At 42.1% G+C, this 18,245-nt stretch carries 15 protein-coding genes, 1 pseudogene and 1 riboswitch; of the genes and pseudogenes, 3 read left to right on the top strand and 13 right to left on the bottom strand.

All coding sequences use genetic code 11. The features are described from left to right. Positions 1-97: 97 nt before the first annotated feature. Positions 98-1,078, top strand: a complete 981-nt coding sequence (locus tag A9J31_RS00835; RefSeq protein ID WP_067761583.1) for a mechanosensitive ion channel family protein — start codon at positions 98-100, stop codon at positions 1,076-1,078. On the opposite strand, the gene A9J31_RS00840 is transcribed toward A9J31_RS00835, so the two are convergent. The 5 genes from A9J31_RS00840 to prfB all read right to left on the bottom strand — a co-directional run bounded on the left by A9J31_RS00840 (position 1,052) and on the right by prfB (position 6,028). Then, positions 1,052-1,765: a 16S rRNA (uracil(1498)-N(3))-methyltransferase gene (locus tag A9J31_RS00840; RefSeq protein ID WP_067761826.1), complete on the bottom strand. Its 714-nt coding sequence runs from the start codon at positions 1,763-1,765 to the stop codon at positions 1,052-1,054. The genes A9J31_RS00835 and A9J31_RS00840 overlap by 27 nt on opposite strands. 227 nt (positions 1,766-1,992) lie before the next feature. After that, positions 1,993-3,273, bottom strand: a complete 1,281-nt coding sequence (locus A9J31_RS00845; RefSeq protein WP_067761585.1) for a 3-deoxy-D-manno-octulosonic acid transferase — start codon at positions 3,271-3,273, stop codon at positions 1,993-1,995. An 87-nt stretch (positions 3,274-3,360) separates the two neighbouring features. After that, the gene (locus A9J31_RS00850; RefSeq protein ID WP_067761587.1) at positions 3,361-4,449 is read right to left on the bottom strand and encodes an alkene reductase; all 1,089 of its coding nucleotides are present in this window, start codon (positions 4,447-4,449) and stop codon (positions 3,361-3,363) included. Between the two features lie 30 nt (positions 4,450-4,479). Then, positions 4,480-4,779: an ArsR/SmtB family transcription factor gene (locus A9J31_RS00855; protein ID WP_067761589.1), complete on the bottom strand. Its 300-nt coding sequence runs from the start codon at positions 4,777-4,779 to the stop codon at positions 4,480-4,482. A 153-nt stretch (positions 4,780-4,932) separates the two neighbouring features. After that, positions 4,933-6,028, bottom strand: a protein-coding gene (gene prfB, locus A9J31_RS00860) for a peptide chain release factor 2 (protein WP_150922974.1) whose coding sequence is annotated in 2 segments (ribosomal slippage) — positions 4,933-5,955 and positions 5,957-6,028 — 1,095 coding nt in all. Because the reading frame shifts where the segments join, the coding sequence is not laid out codon by codon here. Positions 6,029-6,209: 181 nt separating this feature from the next. On the opposite strand from prfB, the gene A9J31_RS00865 reads away from it, so the two are divergent. Further along, on the top strand, positions 6,210-7,058 hold the full coding sequence (locus A9J31_RS00865; protein ID WP_067761593.1) for a putative porin: 849 nt from the start codon (positions 6,210-6,212) through the stop codon (positions 7,056-7,058). Positions 7,059-7,383: 325 nt separating this feature from the next. After that, positions 7,384-8,169: a putative porin gene (locus tag A9J31_RS00870; RefSeq protein ID WP_067761595.1), complete on the top strand. Its 786-nt coding sequence runs from the start codon at positions 7,384-7,386 to the stop codon at positions 8,167-8,169. A 60-nt stretch (positions 8,170-8,229) separates the two neighbouring features. On the opposite strand, the gene recJ is transcribed toward A9J31_RS00870, so the two are convergent. The 8 genes and pseudogenes from recJ to A9J31_RS00910 all read right to left on the bottom strand — a co-directional run bounded on the left by recJ (position 8,230) and on the right by A9J31_RS00910 (position 18,245). After that, positions 8,230-9,933 carry a single-stranded-DNA-specific exonuclease RecJ gene (gene recJ / locus A9J31_RS00875; protein ID WP_067761597.1) on the bottom strand — a complete coding sequence of 568 codons (1,704 nt, stop codon included), beginning with the start codon at positions 9,931-9,933 and terminating at the stop codon, positions 8,230-8,232. Then, complete coding sequence (gene pdxH, locus A9J31_RS00880) at positions 9,934-10,590, bottom strand: pyridoxamine 5'-phosphate oxidase (RefSeq protein WP_067761599.1); 657 nt, start codon at positions 10,588-10,590, stop codon at positions 9,934-9,936. 18 nt (positions 10,591-10,608) lie between these two features. Next, a complete protein-coding gene (gene glmM / locus A9J31_RS00885) occupies positions 10,609-11,940 on the bottom strand; it encodes a phosphoglucosamine mutase (protein WP_067761601.1) in 1,332 nt (443 codons plus the stop codon). Positions 11,941-12,058: 118 nt separating this feature from the next. Beyond that, the gene (gene guaB / locus A9J31_RS00890) at positions 12,059-13,525 is read right to left on the bottom strand and encodes an IMP dehydrogenase (RefSeq protein ID WP_067761603.1); all 1,467 of its coding nucleotides are present in this window, start codon (positions 13,523-13,525) and stop codon (positions 12,059-12,061) included. Between the two features lie 280 nt (positions 13,526-13,805). Continuing rightward, positions 13,806-14,171, bottom strand: a pseudogene (locus tag A9J31_RS00895) (YkgJ family cysteine cluster protein). A 99-nt stretch (positions 14,172-14,270) separates the two neighbouring features. After that, the gene (locus A9J31_RS00900) at positions 14,271-15,068 is read right to left on the bottom strand and encodes an oxygen-binding di-iron domain-containing protein (protein ID WP_067761607.1); all 798 of its coding nucleotides are present in this window, start codon (positions 15,066-15,068) and stop codon (positions 14,271-14,273) included. A 181-nt stretch (positions 15,069-15,249) separates the two neighbouring features. Beyond that, complete coding sequence (locus tag A9J31_RS00905) at positions 15,250-15,828, bottom strand: TMEM165/GDT1 family protein (RefSeq protein ID WP_067761610.1); 579 nt, start codon at positions 15,826-15,828, stop codon at positions 15,250-15,252. 73 nt (positions 15,829-15,901) lie between these two features. After that, positions 15,902-16,046, bottom strand: a riboswitch (yybP-ykoY riboswitch). A gap of 210 nt (positions 16,047-16,256) precedes the next feature. Next, a complete protein-coding gene (locus tag A9J31_RS00910) occupies positions 16,257-18,245 on the bottom strand; it encodes a 2-oxo acid dehydrogenase subunit E2 (protein WP_067761612.1) in 1,989 nt (662 codons plus the stop codon).

The raw sequence follows: 18,245 nt of genomic DNA on the forward strand, positions 1-18,245 counted from the left end.
TCTGTTTTGCATAAATATATTGTGTATAAACTTCGCTGTTGTTAATTTTTTGCTGTAGTTGAGGCAAAATAAGCGAAATTTAAATTGTGGAGTTTTTGTGGCTGAGCAAGAGAATACTTTAAGCCAGGTAACTGAAGGGACGACTGAGCTCCTGCATCAGGCGACTGAAAAAACTGCCCAAACTGTGATCGAACATACCTCCAAGTACAATGATGCCTATAGCACCATTGACAAGATCATGGAGGGTTTCTGGGAGCGTGTGCCTTATTTCTGTATTGCGCTAACAGTCATTGTCATTTTCTGGTTACTGTCAAAACTGTTTAAGTTTTTTGTCCGTAAGACTTTAGAAAACCGTACTTATACCCGACAGAATCTGGTGCTGGTGCTGAACCGTGTCGGTAGTACCGTGATTGTTTTCTTCGGTGTTTTAATCGGGCTGGTGATTGCGATTCCAGGTTTCACCCCAGGTCAGCTGATGAGTGCGCTTGGGATTGGTTCGGTGGCGATCGGTTTCGCATTTAAGGATATTTTCCAGAACCTGCTCTCAGGTGTACTGATTTTACTGGGCGAACCTTTCAAGATTGGCGATGACATTATCGTCAATGGCATGGAAGGTACCGTGGAAGATATCCAGATTCGTGCAACCTTTTTACGCTCTCCAGATGGCCGTCGTATCGTAATTCCAAATGCTACGGTCTATACCAGTGCAGTCACAGTGAATACTGCTTATACCCGTCGCCGCTGTGAATTTTCGGTCGGGATCGGTTATGAAGATGATATCCAGAAAGCCAAGGATATTATTACTGCAATTCTGGATAAAGATCCGACCATCCTGAGTCAACCTGCATTTAGCGTCAATGTGATTGCACTGGCAGACTTCTCGATTACCCTCAAAGCCTTATGGTGGGTCAATACCACTGAAACAGGCATAGGCACCTCAATCAGTGCCGTTCAGGAACGGGTGATTCAAGCCTTTGCTGAACATAACATTTCGATTCCATATCCGGTGCAGGAAGTGAAAGTCTATCGTGGCGATGGCCATGAGGATGCCTCAGCTCGCGCTAAACAGTCGACCTAAAACATACGAAATCGCCGTTTCAGTACGGAGAATACGGTTGCCAAGGCTCACTGCCTGGCAGCCGTTTTTTATGAGCAAATCGACCTCATACGGAATAAAGCCACCTTCCGGACCAATGACAATCGTGCAAGGATGCTGAAGTGCATATGGCATCGGCTGTTCGGCATAAGGATGTGCAACAAAGGCTGGACAGTCTGCTGTAATGAGTCCAGACAAGATATCTTCGACAAAGGGTTTAAAGCGTTTATACAGTTCAATTTTGGGTGCAATAGTGTCGCCTGCCTGTTCTAAACCCAAAGTCACGTATTGATCTACTTGCTGTAAAAAAGGCGTCTGCCAATAGCTTTTATCCACCCGACAACTATGCAGCAAAATAATTTTTTCAACGCCTAATGTCACTGCATCCATTATTAATCGACGTAATACTTTGGGACGTGGCATCGCCACAATTAAAGTCACGGGATGCTTTGCTGGAACAATTTCTTGTTGTAATGGTTTGAGTTGAACACAAGTCTCGTCAATGCTCACGATCTCGGTTAAATAGCGTTTCCCTTCTCGAATGCCAACTTTCAGGGTATCGCCCACTTGAATATCCACATGCGTAGTTAAATGCTCAATTTGACGTTTGGCGCTAATACTCCAAAGTTCAGATTCAGTTTGACGAGGATCAAGCAAGACGATGTTCATAAATAACCATATCAATTCACGCAAAGCATATGTCATTGAGGACAGGCGACATGGATGTCGCCAGTGCGCTGAGGTACAGGAAGTACCTCCAGCGTACAAAGGATTTTTGCTACTTTTAATCCTTTAAAAGTAGATTATGCCTACGAATAGGATGTTCGACTATCACAATAAAATAAGGCGGTGATAAAACTTGCCTAATAAAAATTAATGTATCGCAAAATTCAAACTTAAAGGTACTGATCAATCACTTGAATATGTTGAGCCAATGACCCTGTATTCTTTTGCATAATCTGCTGCGCAGCAGCATTCAAACACTGAGCTTGAAGCTTATCTTCGATTAACTCAAACAACACCTGAGCAGCCTGTTCTGCATCTTGCACTACTCTCACGCCTTGAGCAGCAACGAACTCATCCACAATAGTCTGGAAATTAAAATAATTCTTACCCAAAACTGTCGGCACATTTAACGCGATCGGCTCTAAAATATTGTGCCCACCACCCGGTTCATTTAGCGATCCACCCACAAAACAAGCCTGACTCAATGCGTACCACAACCACATTTCCCCCATACTGTCTGCTAAATACACTTGTGTATCAGGCAAAATGGTCTGATTAAGGCTGCGGCGCTGGGTATTTAAATTCAGTGTTTGCGATTCGGCATAGACTTCATCAAAGCGTTCAGGATGACGTGGTACCACGATACATAACAGTTCAGGATGCTGATTTAAAAAGGGCTGCATTGCCGTGAGTAAATACTGTTCCTCAGGCGCATGTGTACTGGCTAAGGTAATGATTTTTCGATTCGCCAATTGCCATTGCTGTCTGAATTGTTCCGCTTGGGCAATAAAAGATGCTGGTGCGGCAATATCAAATTTAATACTGCCGACCACTTTTGCCCGTTCCTCAGGCATACCCAATTCAATAAAGCGCTGACAGCTTGCCTGATCTTGTGCTAACAATTGCTTTAAACTGCGTAACATCGGCTTAGTCAGACTTGGTACTTTGCCATAGCCCTTAGCCGACTTTTCAGATAAGCGTGCATTTATTAATAAGCACGGCACTTGTGCTTGATCGGCTTCAATCAGTAAATTGGGCCAAAGTTCAGTTTCGACCAAGGCCAACATTTTCGGTTGATATTTTTGAATAAAGGTACGAACTAATTTTTTTTGATCGGCAGGTAGATACACGGCTTGAAATAGCTGCGCATACGGTTCTTTTAGAAAAAGTGATTTTGCTCGAGCTTGACCTGTTTTGGTGGTATTCGTCACCAAAACTGAATGACCAGTTTTTAAATAATGCTCAATGAGCGGCTGTGCTGCATTAGTCTCCCCAACAGAAACCACATGAAACCAAATCGCCTGCGTATTTTTAACTGCTTGAAATGGCCCAAAGCGTTCTAGACACTCTTGTTGGTACTGTAAATCATCCTTCGCACGTTTTTTAATGCGCCATTGATATAGCGGCTTAATCAGCGCTAAAGCAGCGTTATACCAAAAAGGAGTAGTCAAATGTTGTCGCCCAAAATCAAATGGAATCGGCAGAATATATCAGAGCATTATCCACATGTTAATGGATAATGCGTATTCAAGTGTCGATTAATACGTTGAACGGCCTGAACCAAATTTATTTTTCATGCTTGGATAATCAATATAGCCTTCGGCTACATCCGTTCCAATCATATTTTCTAACTGTAATTCATTCAATGGAGCATTCACCAGCAAACGTTCATACAAATCTGGATTGGCAATATATGCCTTACCAAAAGAAACAGCATCGGCTTTACCTGAAGCCAATAATTCAAGTGCATCCGCACGACTTAAACGCATATTGGCAATATATGGTACACCACCTGAACGTGCTTTCATCTCTTCACTGATACTGTCTTCTGCCAAATATTCACGTGTAAAGAAAAATGCAATTTTGCGTTTACCCAATTTTTCCATTACATAGCCGAAAGTTTCACGTGGAGCATCATCGCCCATATCATGTTCATCACCACGTGGCGCCAAATGTACACCTACACGACCAGCACCCCAGACTTCAATTAAGGCATCAATCACTTCGAGTAATAGACGTGCGCGGTTTTCTACAGAACCACCGTACTCATCTTCACGTAAATTGGTTTTACTTTGTAGGAATTGGTCAATTAAATAGCCATTGGCTGCATGTAACTCTACGCCATCAAAACCTGCATCCTTGGCACGAATAGCGGCATTTTTATATTGTTCAACAATATTTTTAATTTCTGCAATTTCGAGTGGACGTGGTACCACATAGCCACGTTTTGGACGGAGTAAACTCACGTGACCCGCTTGTTGCACAGCACTTGCCGATACTGGTGTTTCACCATTCAAAAGTTCTGGGTCAGAGACACGACCGACATGCCAAAGCTGTGCGACAATTAAGCCCTCTTGCGCATGTACAGCTTCTGTCACCTTTTTCCAGCCTTGTACTTGTGCATCCGTAAATAAGCCCGGAGTATTACGATAACCATTGGCTTCTTCAGAAATGACCGTCGCTTCAGAAATAATCAGGCCACTACTGGCACGCTGTGCATAGTACTCAGCCATCATTGGGGTTGGTACACGATCATCAGTTGCACGGCAACGTGTTAATGGTGCCATGATGATTCGGTTTTTAAGATGGAGATCGCCTAAAATTAGCGGCGTATTGAACTCAGCCATAATTGCCTCGACGCTCACTTTGGTTTTGTTTTAAAGTGAGTTTTGCAAGTAATCAATATATTGCTGAATAAGGACTTCATTGCGGGAGAAATATGACCATTGACCATATTTTTCAGCTTGAATTAAACCCGCCTGCTGCAACACAGACAAATGATTCGACATGGTCGATTGAGAGACATTACCCAATTTTTCGATATTGCCTGCACAGACACCACGCTTAAAGCCGCCACATTGCTCTTCAGACAAAAACTGTTCTGGCGATTTCAACCATTCCAAAATTTGTCGGCGAGTAGGATTTGCAAGCGCTTTAAAAATTAAATCAATATCCATAATTCAGACTGGTTTAATCAAACAATAAAATGAACAACAAAGTTCTATTCAGCGTCCTGTGCTTAATATATCGCATTTTTTCGATTTTTATATCGAATATTTTAGATATATTAATAACAACACAATAGAACTTTGTTTTACAATAAATTTAAATTACAAACCTTGTTTCAGGCTGGCTTCAATAAATTTATCTAAATCACCATCAAGAACAGCACCGGTGTTTGAACTTTCAACACTGGTACGTAAGTCTTTAATACGTGAATCATCCAAAACGTATGAACGAATTTGGCTACCCCAACCAATGTCAGACTTTGTGTCCTCCAAAGCTTGAGCTGCATCATTACGTTTTTTCATCTCTAATTCATAGAGTTTTGCACGTAATTGTTTCCAGGCATGGTCACGGTTAGCGTGCTGTGAACGTTGGTTCTGACATGCCACGACAATACCAGTTGGTGCATGGGTTAAACGTACCGCAGAGTCAGTTTTGTTAATATGCTGACCACCAGCACCAGAGGCACGATAGGTATCCGTACGTACATCAGCTGGATTGATTTCAATTTCAATATTGTCATCAATTTCCGGTGAAACAAAGACCGCAGAGAATGACGTATGACGACGGTTACCTGAGTCAAATGGTGACTTACGCACTAAGCGGTGTACGCCAGATTCAGTACGTAACCAACCGTATGCATATTCACCTTCTACACGAATGGTTGCAGATTTAATCCCTGCCACATCACCGTCAGATTCTTCCATCACTTCAGCTTTAAAACCATGACGTTCAATCCAACGTAAGTACATACGTAATAACATAGACGCCCAGTCTTGTGCCTCTGTACCACCTGAACCCGCTTGAATTTCAACATAGCATGGATTCGGGTCCATTGGGTTGCTGAACATACGACGGAACTCAAGTTTTGCGAGTTCTTCTTCTGCTGCGCTCAACTCTGCTTGCACGTCCTCAAGCATGGATTCTTCATCCGCCTCAACCGCCAAATCAAGCATCGCTTGCGCATCTTCAAGTTGTGCAGACAAACCTTCTAATACATTAATAACGTTTTCAAGCTCGCCTTTTTCTTTCGCCATCGCTTGCGCACGATTTTGATCATTCCAAATTGCTGGGTCTTCCAGCTCACGTAGAACCTCTTCTAAACGCTCTTTTTTCAGATCGTAGTCAAAGATACCCCCGTAATGTTTGACCACGGTCGTTTAAGTCTTTTAGCTGTAATAGATACGGATTAATTTCCACGTGAATTACTCTCAATCAAAAAATTTGGCTTAAATAGCCGCCTATTATATCACAGAGAATTTGCACAGTTTCAGCCAGATTGAGCATCCAAATCATTGACTTCAATGCACATAATATGAACAATACGCTCGCATTACTATTTATTACATTTTTTTTACAACAATAATGTTTCGAGGGTTTTATGAAAAAGACATTACTTGCACTAGGATTAGCTGTTATCACTTCATCAACTTTTGCTTATGATGCGCAAATTGATGGTGGCTATACATATACTGATTGGGATGATGACTATACAGATTCAGATCATTCTGTTGATGTAAAAGGTACATTGTACTTTGAGTCAGTAAAAACTGGTAATGGTCCGTTAAATGAAGCCGCATTCCTTGGGCATAATAGCAACGTCTATGCTCAATATGCTTTTAATCGTAAAGAAAGCGTTGATTACGCAATTTTTGATGGCGTTGAACTTGGTACTGAAACTGATGAACAAGATGTACATTCAATTTCGGCTGGTATCGAATACTACTATCAACAATTTTATGTAAATGGTGAAATTGGTACTTCTCGAGTTAAGTACAAAGAAAACTATAAATTCCCAAGTTGGTCAGGTTCTGATAAAGACGACTATGATGTAACGACTTATCGTGCATTGGTTGGCTTCTTACCTGTTTCTAATTTACTTTTAGCTGCTGGTGTTGACGGCGTTAAAGTTGAAGATGGTGATGACGATAACCGTTTTGCTGTAAAAGCAAAATATGTTGCTCCTCTTAATAATGGTCAATACATCAACCTAGAAGCAGATGGCGCTTTTGGTGATTTAGACTCTGTTACGATTGGCGCAGACTACTACTTCGATCAAGCATTTAGCGTAGGTGCATCTTACAATATCGAAGATGATGGTGACGTAGACACTGATTACTTCGCTATTCGTTCAAAATACTTCCTTAACCCGAACCTAGCAATCGGTGGTCAAGTTGGTTTTGGTGATGACGTTCAAGCGTTCAACATCAATGCAACTTTCCGTTTCTAATTTCGTTTGAATTAGAAATTTGCATAAAAAAGCACCTCTATTTTGCGGTGCTTTTTTCTTTTCGATGTAATATTTACTTTAAAAAAAGTCGAGTTGTTGACCAAACAACCCACAAATTCATATTATCTACACAGTTTTAATAAAACAAAACATTATAAATAAATACATATTTTTCAATATATTAAATAGTTTTAATTACATAAAATTACCGAATTCACAGTTCCGCAACTTTGCAGCGATTGACCATCTTTAAAAATTCTCTAGACTAAAACTTGTAACAAAAAATGTATTAAATTTAGCCAAACAATTTAGAGGGGTAGTTTCCATGAAAAAACTCGCAATTGCTTCAGCACTTCTTTCTGCACTTGCTATTACAGGTACAGCTCATGCTTATCAAGCAGAAGTAGGCGCTTCAGCTGGTTACATCGACCCAGATAATGGAAGCTCTGGCAGTGAATTTGGTGTAAACGGTACTTATTACTTCAACCCTGTTCAAACGCGTAACGCTCCTCTTGCAGAAGCTGCATTCTTAAACCGTGCAAGTAACGTAAATGCACACGCAACTTTCGCTGATCGTGGCAATGTTGACGACAATACTTATGGCGTTGGTATCGAATACTTCGTACCAAACTCAGATTTCTATGTATCTGGTGATGTAAGCCGTAATAATGTCGAAGTTGACACTGCAGTCGGCACAATAGACAACGATACAACTTATTATGCAGCTGAAGTGGGTTACCTTCCTGCACCTGGTTTCTTAGTTGCTGCCGGTCTAAAAGGTTGGGACAATGACGATGACGACGGTGTAGATCCAACTTTACGTGCTAAATACGTAACAACTTTAAGCAATGGTAAAGACATCAACCTTGAAGCGGGTGCAGCATTCGGTGATCTAGATGAATTCAATCTAGCAGCTGATTACTTCATTGATAAAACCTTCAGTGTTGGTGCTGACTACTACAACAACGATGTCACTGATCGTAACGAAGTAGGGATCAATGCACGTAAATTCTTCAACCAACAAGTGAGCCTTGAAGGTCGTGTTGGTTTCGGTGAAGTTGGCAACAATGACTACAATTCATTTGGTGTAGCAGCGAAATACCGCTTCTAATCCATTGAAGTCAAAACCATAAAAAAAACCGCTCTTCTGAGCGGTTTTTTTATGTTCTCGCTATTGCATTAAATGCAGCACCCGCAACTGCAAACTCACATTTCCACGATATTCATTTTTATCTAGTTCATAAACTAAGTGAACCTGATCTAGCATCGGATTGAAATCATATTTATCTGCAGCATTAAAGGCGATCGCCTCGACCATTTGGCCATTATCCAATGCCACTTTCAATTTAAGATGCACATCTTTTAACCAACGATAGTCAATAATCTTAAACTTGCCATCAAAAACTGGCGCAGGAAATTTTTGTCCCCATGGACTTAAATTCTGTAATATTTCGACCGTATCAACATTAAATGCCAAATCAGGCAACACCCCATCCGTCCAAATGGTCGCCTGAAATAGACTCTCATCTTGCTCTGCAATCAAGGCTTCAAATGCTGTTTTAAATTCAGCAAAATGCTGCTTTTGGATCGTCAACCCCGCCGCTGCGGCATGACCACCAAAATGACTAACCAAATGTGGATGTAATTCTGCAATGCGTTCAATACTGTCACGAATGTGAATCCCTTCAATAGAGCGCGCTGAACCTTTGATGTGAATCCCATCTTCATCTGCCGCGAAGACAATCGCGGGTCGGTGAAATTGTTCTTTTAAACGCCCAGCAACAATCCCGATCACACCTTGATGCCAATGTTGTTCAAACATGATTAATGCCGCTGGCAAATCATTATGATCCAATTGGATATGTTCAAGTTCAGCTAAGGCTTCTTGTTTAATCTGCCCTTCGACTTGTCGACGTTCTACATTCAGTTGATTGAGTTGCTGTGCTAAAGGATAAGCAGTACTTAAATCGGCCGCAATCAGGCATTCGATCCCAATATCCATGGTCTCCATACGCCCCGCCGCATTTAAGCGTGGACCAATCACAAAACCCAAGTCTTGTGCTTTTAGACTTTTTGGATCACGTCCAGCTATATCTAATAAGGCACTAATTCCTGGTCGGCAGAGTCCTTGTTGAATACGCTTTAAACCGGCATCAATCAATATACGATTGTTTAAATCTAAACTGGCAACATCGGCATAAGTGCCCAAAGCGACCAAATCTAAATATTGCGAAAGATTCGCCGAAGATTTACCGCATTTTTTTCGATGGCTAGCTAAATTAGCTAACACATAAAATGCAACACCGACCCCTGCCAGCGCTTTGCTTGGAAATTCGCAGCCCAATTGATTTGGGTTTACCACGGCTTCTGCCTGTGGCGTCGCTTTGGTCGTGAGATGGTGATCAGTAATGATCACTTGCATACCATGTGCTTGCGCTTGCTCTACCCCAGCATGACTGGAGATACCATTATCTACAGTAATCAACATATCGGGCGTATAGGTTACAAAAGCCAGATCCGCGATGGCAGGTGTCAAGCCATACCCATATTTGAAGCGATCAGGAACCAAATATTCAACATCTGCGCCCATCTCGCGCAGTGCTAAGATCATCAGTGCTGTACTGGTTGCACCATCGGCGTCATAATCACCAACAATGACGATTTTCTTTTGAGTATCAATTGCTTGATCAATCAGTTCAATCGCTTGCTCTAAACCTTTTAAGTTAGGGGCATGCAAATGCTTCAGTTTTAACTCAAGTTCTTGTGCTGACTGTACCCCACGCCGCGCCAATAAATCTGCAATAAATGGGGCAACGCCCTGAATATCTTCAGGGCGTGTCAAATAAGGTCGTTGTTGAATTAAAATATTCGACATTTAAGGCATCAATCGCTGTAAAACCCACTGATCATCGTGTTTTACATAGCACAAACGGTCATGCAAGCGATTTGGACGACCTTGCCAAAATTCGTAATAATCTGGCACTAAACGATAACCACCCCAAAACTCAGGTTTGGCTAACACGGCTTTCGCTTCCACTTGGTCATGCAGGTTTTGAAAACGCTGTTGCAACTCCTCACGACTCTCAATTATCCCACTTTGTGGCGTACTGATGTGTGCAGCAATTTGGCTATCACGCGGACGCTTATGGTAGTAGTCAGTTGACTCAGACAGTGAAATCTTTTCTACACGACCACTCACACGAATCTGACGTTCTTGCTCTTGCCAATAAAATAACAATTCAGCATAAGGATTTTCTGCTAAATCATTGCCCTTTTGGCTGTCATAATTGGTATAAAAATCATAACCAGCTTCGGTTGCACCGCGTAGTAACACAGTGCGGACATGCGGACGACCTTGGGCATTCGCCGTTGCCAATGACATGGCATACGGTTCATGTAGCTGCGCTTCTAATGCATGATTAAACCACAACAAAAATTGCTCATGTGGCACAGCATTGACCTGATCTTCGTGTAGCTCGCCTTTTTGGTAAGTTAAACGCAGTTCGCTTAAATCTTTAATTACATCATTCATGGAAAAATCCCCAATGACTTATGCCGCATTGGCACGTACAGCATCCGCTAAATGATTGGCTAAAGCAGTCACTTCATCCAAATTATCACCCTCAACCATCACACGAATGACTGGCTCAGTGCCTGACTTACGAATTAAGATACGACCGCGACCTTTTAACTGCGCTTCAGCTTTTTCAAATTCAGACACCAAAGCTGGTACAGCATACGGGTCAAACATCGCTGCAAGGCGTACATTCACTAATACGTTTGGCAATAATTCAAAACCTTCCACAAGTTCATGCAAGGCTTTGCCTTGTTCAACCATGACGGTCAACACTTGTAGTGAAGCAATGATCGCATCACCTGTGGTGCTCTTATCTAAAGTCAGAATATGACCTGATGGCTCACCACCTGTTACCCAGCCTTTTTCTTCCAAACCTTGCAATACATAACGGTCACCGACTTTGGCACGCAGTAATGGTACTTGGGCTTTATCTAGCGCAATTTCCAATGCCATATTACTCATAACCGTACCGACGATACCCGCAGGCTTTTGATTGGCTTGAGTCGCTAAGATATACAGAATATGATCACCGGTAATTTGCTGACCATTTTTATCTACCATAATGACACGGTCGGCATCTCCATCAAAGGCAATACCTAAGTCTGCTTGGTGCTCAACAACGGCTTTTTGTAATTGTTCAGGATGGGTTGAACCGCAATCTTTGTTGATGTTCAAACCATCTGGTTCGTTATATAGGGCAATAACTTTTGCACCGAGCTCACGATATACCGATGGACCAACGCTATAGGCGGCACCATTGGCACAGTCCACTACAATTTTTAAACCGGTTAAGTCAAAATGGTATGGGAACGTCGATTTACAAAATTCGATATAACGACCATTAGCATCTTTGACACGCACACTTTTACCTAAGTTTGCTGGGTCTTCGATGACTAAATCATTTTCAAGTTCTTTGTTAATGGCTTCTTGAATTTCATCTGGCAACTTTTTGCCTTCACTTGAGAAGAATTTAATACCATTATCAAAATAGGGATTATGCGAAGCTGAAATCACAATACCCAAACTTGCATGCAGTGCACGAGTTAAATGCGCAATTGCAGGTGTTGGAAGTGGCCCAAGTAAATGCACGTATACACCAGCAGCGTTTAAACCTGCTTGTAAAGCTGACTCTAAAATATAACCTGATAAACGGGTATCTTTACCCAGTACAACAATTGGCTTCGCTTTTTTACTGTATTGTTTTAATACTTTACCTGCAGCAAACCCTAATTTTAAAGCAAATTCTGGGGTAATTGGGAGCTCACCGAACTTACCACGAATGCCATCTGTACCAAAATAACTCATGTTGTACTCACTTCTTAATGGTGATCTTAATCATCACTTTTTACTGCAAACACTTTACACCAAAAACAAAAAAGCCGTCATATAAATGACGGCCTTTTCGGCTAAAAGCTACCAAATATCAACCAACACGGTAGTTCGGTGCTTCTTTGGTAATAGTCACATCATGTACATGTGATTCAGACATACCAGCGGCTGTAATTTTTACAAATTGTGCATTTTTACGGAGGTCATCAATCACCGCAGAACCGGTATAACCCATAGATGAACGAAGACCACCCATCATTTGATGCACAATGTTACCCATAGGGCCTTTGTACGGTACGCGACCTTCAATACCTTCTGGTACTAATTTTTCAGCGCCCGCTTTAGAGTCTTGGAAATAACGGTCAGCAGAACCTGTCGCACCCGCCATTGCACCCAATGAACCCATACCACGGTATGCTTTGTAGTAACGACCTTGGAAGAATTCAACTTCGCCAGGTGCTTCTTCAGTACCTGCCATGAGTGAACCCACCATAATTGTGCTCGCGCCTGCACCAATCGCTTTCGCCATATCACCAGAGAAACGGATACCGCCGTCAGCGATCAATGGAATTTGATCTTTCAATGCATTAGCAACAGAGTCAATTGCAGAAATCTGTGGCATACCGATACCCGCAACAATACGTGTTGTACAGATTGAACCAGGACCAATACCAACTTTCACTGCATCTGCACCCGCATCTAATAATGCAAGAGCAGCATCACCAGTAGCAATGTTACCGCCAATCACTTGAACTTGTGGGTAGTTTGCTTTCACCCAACGTACACGTTCAATTACACCAGCAGAGTGACCATGCGCTGTATCAACAACAATTGCATCAACACCAGCTTCAACCAATGCTTCAACACGACTTGGCGTTTCAGCACCTGTACCGACAGCAGCACCCACGCGTAAACGACCGAGGTCATCTTTACAGCTGTTTGGATAGCTTTCAGCTTTACGGAAATCAGTAACGGTAATTAAACCTTTCAACTCATTGTTGTCATTTACAACAAGAACTTTTTCAATACGGTGCTTTTGTAATAATGCTTGGATGTTTTCTTTAGATTCGTTTTCACGAACAGTCACCAAACGATCTTGACCTGTCATGATGTTGCTAACAGGCTGCTCAAGATTAGTTTCAAAGCGAGTGTCACGACCAGTAACAATACCCACCACTTTACCGTCTTTCACAACAGGGACACCGCTGATGTTATTTGCTTGTGTTAAAGCAATCAGCTCACGTACAGTTGTTTCTGGAGTCACGGTAATCGGGTCTTTCACCATACCTGCTTCGAATTTTTTCACGCGGCGAACTTCTGCAGCTTGTGCAGCAATATCCATGTTTTTGTGCAGGATACCGATACCACCATTTTGCGCCATTGCAATTGCCATACGTGATTCAGTCACGGTGTCCATTGCAGCAGATACAAGTGGGATATTCAGATTAATGCCACGAGTGAAACGTGTCTTTAGGGAGACATCTTTAGGGAGAACAGTAGAATAGGCAGGGAGTAATAAGACATCATCAAAGGTTAGGGCTTCTTGAACGATGGTCAACATAACAGTCTCGCTGGTAATTTCCGTGAGCCATTATATACAAATTTCCGTTCAATTTTCATTTTTATTGCGGCAATTATGCAGCGAGTTTTCTAATTTGCATGCTTTCTTGAAGTTTTCTGACTGGTTCATACAAGTTTTCACTTGAAGTAGATCCAGAAATTTCAGCTCATCCCGATTTAAAATCAAATTCCACTCATCTCTATCTGACCCAATAATTGATTTGACAACACCTCTTGAATAACTAAAAAAGCAGGGACATATCCCTGCTTTTTTAATGTATTTAACATACTTGATCAAAATCTTCGTCATTGTCCGCATCATGCGTGGGAATACTAACAAAGGGAATCATTTGATGTGCAATACGAGCTTTATTACATTGTTCATCGGCAATTTGAACTTCTTTACAAGATGAACTACGTGCCTCATACATGGTGCAACTCACCTGTTTGCCCACTTCTCCGCCCAAAGCAATACAACGTGGATTTGCTTGGTTCGTACCTACCATACATGAATATACAGGTGTCACAGGTTCCGTATAGTGTTCAGGCATATTTAATCCTTCTGCCCAATAAAACGAAACTCAGAAATAAGCACAGCAGGCACCGCAACTCAGACATGCATCTTCGGTTGGTATTTGAGACAACATTTTTATAGGTTCTCGTCATCTAAAAAGATTCTTTTATAGACGGAAATCTTAAAAAAAGTTGTCTCTAAACTCAATTATTTTTTATCACCTTTGAGATCATTATTCTGGGCAGGTAAAAACGGTTTCGTCCATCAAATCGACACCACACTGTAAAGTCTCAATCCAGTCTAAGAACTGGTTAATTTGCTCTTTACCAATAAATGGCGTGCCATGTTGTGGCACGATCATTTCAACATCCATGGTACGAACCATATTGACCCATAAACGAATCACTTTGTTTGAGCACATGTAACGTTGATGGAAGCCTTTCATTTTTGGAATATGTGCTGCGAAATTTTCTAAAGGTTTAGCTGCATCTTCCACCATTGATGCCCCCATATCTCCCGAAAATAGAATTTTGGCAATCGGATCATAAAACTGGAAATTACCCACAGAATGTAAGAAATGCGCAGGTACAGCGACAATTTTGCTGTTACCCAAGCTGATCACTTGACCATGATCTGGCAATTCAATCAAACGATCTAGCCAATTGCCTTTCATTCGATCACTCATAAACGCAGAGTTCAAATGCGGTAAGAAACGTGCCCACAATTTTGATGCCACCACTTTTGCATCGGTATACACCAGCCAACGCGGCATAGAAGTAATAATGTCGGGGTCTTGATGAGATGCCATCACATAATCAAGATTGGTGAGACGGGTATATTTATTTAATTCCATGGTCAGCGGTACATAGGTTAAATCACCACCTGGATCGAGTACCGCAGCACGCTCATTATCAATAATCAGGAATTGGTTTGCCTGTACACCTTCACCTTTTACCAAGCTGGTAAAACTGATGCATTTATGCGTTCCATCATCATAAAGTACTTGTGATGTAGTACGTTCAAAAGCCATGCCCATTCCCCAAAATTTTTATGTAAAAAATGTATATTCTATAGGTGAATAACATATATTTATTTAGAGAAACTTACAATAAAAATCAGATCAATATTATCTACAATATCAGTTAATTAAGTCACATTTTTAGACAAAAAATCCCGAGCTTTTAGCTCAGGATTTGCGATATCTTTAACACTTAAAATAAATAGTGCTGTGCCAATGCAGCCAGACCAATTATTAAGAAAACCAAAGCACCAATCTTATGAATGAGCGAAATTGGTAATTTTTCTGCCAATTTATTACCAATAAATACCGCTGGTGCATTTACCAACATAATACCGATCGTAGTACCCAAAGTGACCCAACCAATACTGTCAAAACGCGCGGCTAAAGCGACTGTTGCAATTTGAGTCTTATCGCCGATTTCTGCCAAGAAGAACAACACAAATGTGGCACCGAATACCCCATATTTTTGCCATTTATTGATACTTTCTGATTCATCATCCAATTCATCTGGAATTAACATCCACACCGCCATAGCAATGAAACCAAGCGATATGATCCATAGCAATACTGTTGGGCTAAGCACTGTGGTAATCCATTGACCTAAGACCGCGGAAACGCCATGGTTGACGACTGTCGCCAAAAAGATTGCGAAAAGAATCGGAACAGGTTTACGAAAACGTGCGGCAAGTAATAAAGCAAGCAGTTGAGTTTTATCGCCCATTTCAGATAAGGCAACAACAGCTAATGAGATCAGAAAAGCAGAAAGCATGATGTGTTTCTCTGGCCAGCAAATTACATACCTATGACTCACCCCTCCTGCCAGCCATATCTGCAGAGTGGTAAATCAAAGGTCTTGCCAACAAAAGAAAGCTTAAGAAAAGCTCATTTGGTTCTTTGCTATGATGACCATGCTCGGTTTAGAGCAAATATGTTGACCATCACCTTTTTACTTTGCGTAAAAAGCGGCTACTCCCCAATGAAGTAGTTTTATTCTAACCATATGCACACATTTTCGCAATTTTAATCTTCAAAACCGTATCATGATTAAAATAACAATCATTAAAATTTTCAAGAATTTATCTAAATACTGACCAGCAAGATATTCATCAGTGTTAGCTGGCTTATATCTAGTCGAGATCCAGCAATTAAAAAAACCCTGCCTAAGCAGGGTTTTAAAACATCAGGTAAATGCTGAGATTAGATCAACAAGCTACGGATATCTTTCAATAACTTGGTTAACTTGTTGGTAAAGCGCGCAGCGTCAGCACCATTAATGACACGGTGATCGTAAGACAATGACAATGGCAACATCAAACGTGGATCAAAGCTTTCACCATTCCACACAGGTTGCATAGTCGCAGGCGAAATACCCAAAATTGCAACTTGAGGCCAGTTTACAAGTGGTGTAAACGCTGTACCACCGATGGCACCAAGGCTTGAAATGGTAAAGTTCGCGCCTTGCAGGTCTTTCGGTGACAATTTCTTATCACGTGCTTTTTGACCCAACTCACCCAACTCAATCGCAATTTGCTTAATCGACTTTTGGTCTGGATTACGCAATACTGGAACGGTCAAACCATCAGGTGTCGCTACAGCTATACCCATATGGATTTCGTTACGTAGCAATACGGACTTGCCATCATCTGCTAAGTGACCTGCAAAATCACGCTCTTCTTTCAGTAGATATGCGACAGCTTTAATGATGAACGCCATAATGGTCAGGCTAATACCTTCTTTCTTAAAGTTGCCTTTAAGATCACCGCGCCATGCTTCAAGCTCTGTGATATCAGCCAAATCAAACTGTGTCACTTGTGGTATGAAATTGTTTAACGACAACTGTGGAATCGACACTTGTTGCAAACGTGTCAAGGTTTTCTCTTCTACGCCGCCAAAGGCATCAAAACTTGGTAATTTTGGCAAGCCAGACACTTGAGCCACAGCTTGCGCAGCAGGCGCTACCTGAGGTGCTGTTAAACGCGTTTTCACGAAAGCAAATAAATCTTCTTTCATTAAGCGTTCATGTGGGCCAGAAGCTTTCACTTCAGCCAAAACCACACCTAATTCACGCGCTAACTTACGTACCGCTGGCCCTGCATAAACTTTAGCATTCGCCGCATTTTGCTCTTTGGTCAGCTTATCTGCGCCTTGAGTTGCTGGCGCAGCTTCCACTTTTGCTTCAGCTTTTGGCGCAGTTGCAGCTACAGGCTGTGCAGCAGCTTGAGTAGGCTTATCTGCCACAGCAGGTGCAGTAGCAGCTTGACCTTCTGCTTCAATAGTCAGTAAAGCCGCACCTTCTGAAACACTTTGTCCGAGTTGTACATGAATCGCTGTGATCTTACCTGCTACCGTGCTTGGCACTTCAACAGTAGCTTTATCCGACTCCACCACAATGATGCTTTGGTCTTTTTCAACCACATCACCAACCGCCACCAAAATTTCCGCCACGGCAGCTTTATCAACACCTAAGTCAGGTACTGCAATTTCAACGGGACCTGTCGCAGATGTTGATGGTGCAGGTGTTAATGCATCTACTTGAGGCGCTGTTGCAGGTTGCTCTGCTTGCACAGTCGTTGCAGGAGCGGTTTCAGTTGCTGCAGATGATACCGCCGTTTTCACAGTCAGAATCACCACGCCTTCTTTCACCACATCGCCTGCATTGATGGTGATGGACTCCACACGGCCAGACACAATACTTGGCACTTCGACAGTAGCTTTGTCCGATTCCACCACGATGATGCTTTGATCAACATCAATTTCATCACCCACGGCGACCAAAACTTCACTAACAGTGGCTTTCTCTACACCAATATCAGGTACTTGTACATCAACCACTTGCGATGCCGATGCAGCAGCTTGCGGCACAACTTCGGCTTTAGGCGCTTCTGCTGCTGGTGCAGGTGCTGCTTGCGCAGCAGGTGCAACAGACTCACTTTGCACTTCAGGCGCAGCAGTATTGTCAGCTTCGGCTTCTAGCTCAATCAGTACCGCGCCTTCAGCAACACTGTCACCTAAATTCACGGCAATGCTTTTGACCACACCTGCTGAAGTGCTTGGCACTTCAACAGAGGCTTTGTCAGACTCTAACAGTACAATGCTGTCATCGACCGCAATGCTATCGCCGACTTTCACTAAGATTTCTGCAACCGTTGCTTTATCTACACCAATATCAGGAGTCGTAATTTGCAT

It is taken from the genome of Acinetobacter gandensis (assembly GCF_001678755.1).
Taxonomy (GTDB): domain Bacteria; phylum Pseudomonadota; class Gammaproteobacteria; order Pseudomonadales; family Moraxellaceae; genus Acinetobacter; species Acinetobacter gandensis.

Excerpts from the sequence above, each read along its gene's own strand:
- A9J31_RS00840 (WP_067761826.1), bottom strand. The coding sequence starts at position 1,765 with ATGAACATCGTCTTGCTTGATCCTCGTCAAACTGAATCTGAACTTTGG.
- A9J31_RS00850 (WP_067761587.1), bottom strand. The coding sequence starts at position 4,449 with ATGGCTGAGTTCAATACGCCGCTAATTTTAGGCGATCTCCATCTTAAA.
- A9J31_RS00855 (WP_067761589.1), bottom strand. The coding sequence starts at position 4,779 with ATGGATATTGATTTAATTTTTAAAGCGCTTGCAAATCCTACTCGCCGA.
- A9J31_RS00865 (WP_067761593.1), top strand. The coding sequence starts at position 6,210 with ATGAAAAAGACATTACTTGCACTAGGATTAGCTGTTATCACTTCATCA.
- A9J31_RS00870 (WP_067761595.1), top strand. The coding sequence starts at position 7,384 with ATGAAAAAACTCGCAATTGCTTCAGCACTTCTTTCTGCACTTGCTATT.
- recJ (WP_067761597.1), bottom strand. The coding sequence starts at position 9,933 with ATGTCGAATATTTTAATTCAACAACGACCTTATTTGACACGCCCTGAA.
- pdxH (WP_067761599.1), bottom strand. The coding sequence starts at position 10,590 with ATGAATGATGTAATTAAAGATTTAAGCGAACTGCGTTTAACTTACCAA.
- glmM (WP_067761601.1), bottom strand. The coding sequence starts at position 11,940 with ATGAGTTATTTTGGTACAGATGGCATTCGTGGTAAGTTCGGTGAGCTC.
- guaB (WP_067761603.1), bottom strand. The coding sequence starts at position 13,525 with ATGTTGACCATCGTTCAAGAAGCCCTAACCTTTGATGATGTCTTATTA.
- A9J31_RS00900 (WP_067761607.1), bottom strand. The coding sequence starts at position 15,068 with ATGGCTTTTGAACGTACTACATCACAAGTACTTTATGATGATGGAACG.
- A9J31_RS00905 (WP_067761610.1), bottom strand. The coding sequence starts at position 15,828 with ATGCTTTCTGCTTTTCTGATCTCATTAGCTGTTGTTGCCTTATCTGAA.
- A9J31_RS00910 (WP_067761612.1), bottom strand. The coding sequence starts at position 18,245 with ATGCAAATTACGACTCCTGATATTGGTGTAGATAAAGCAACGGTTGCA.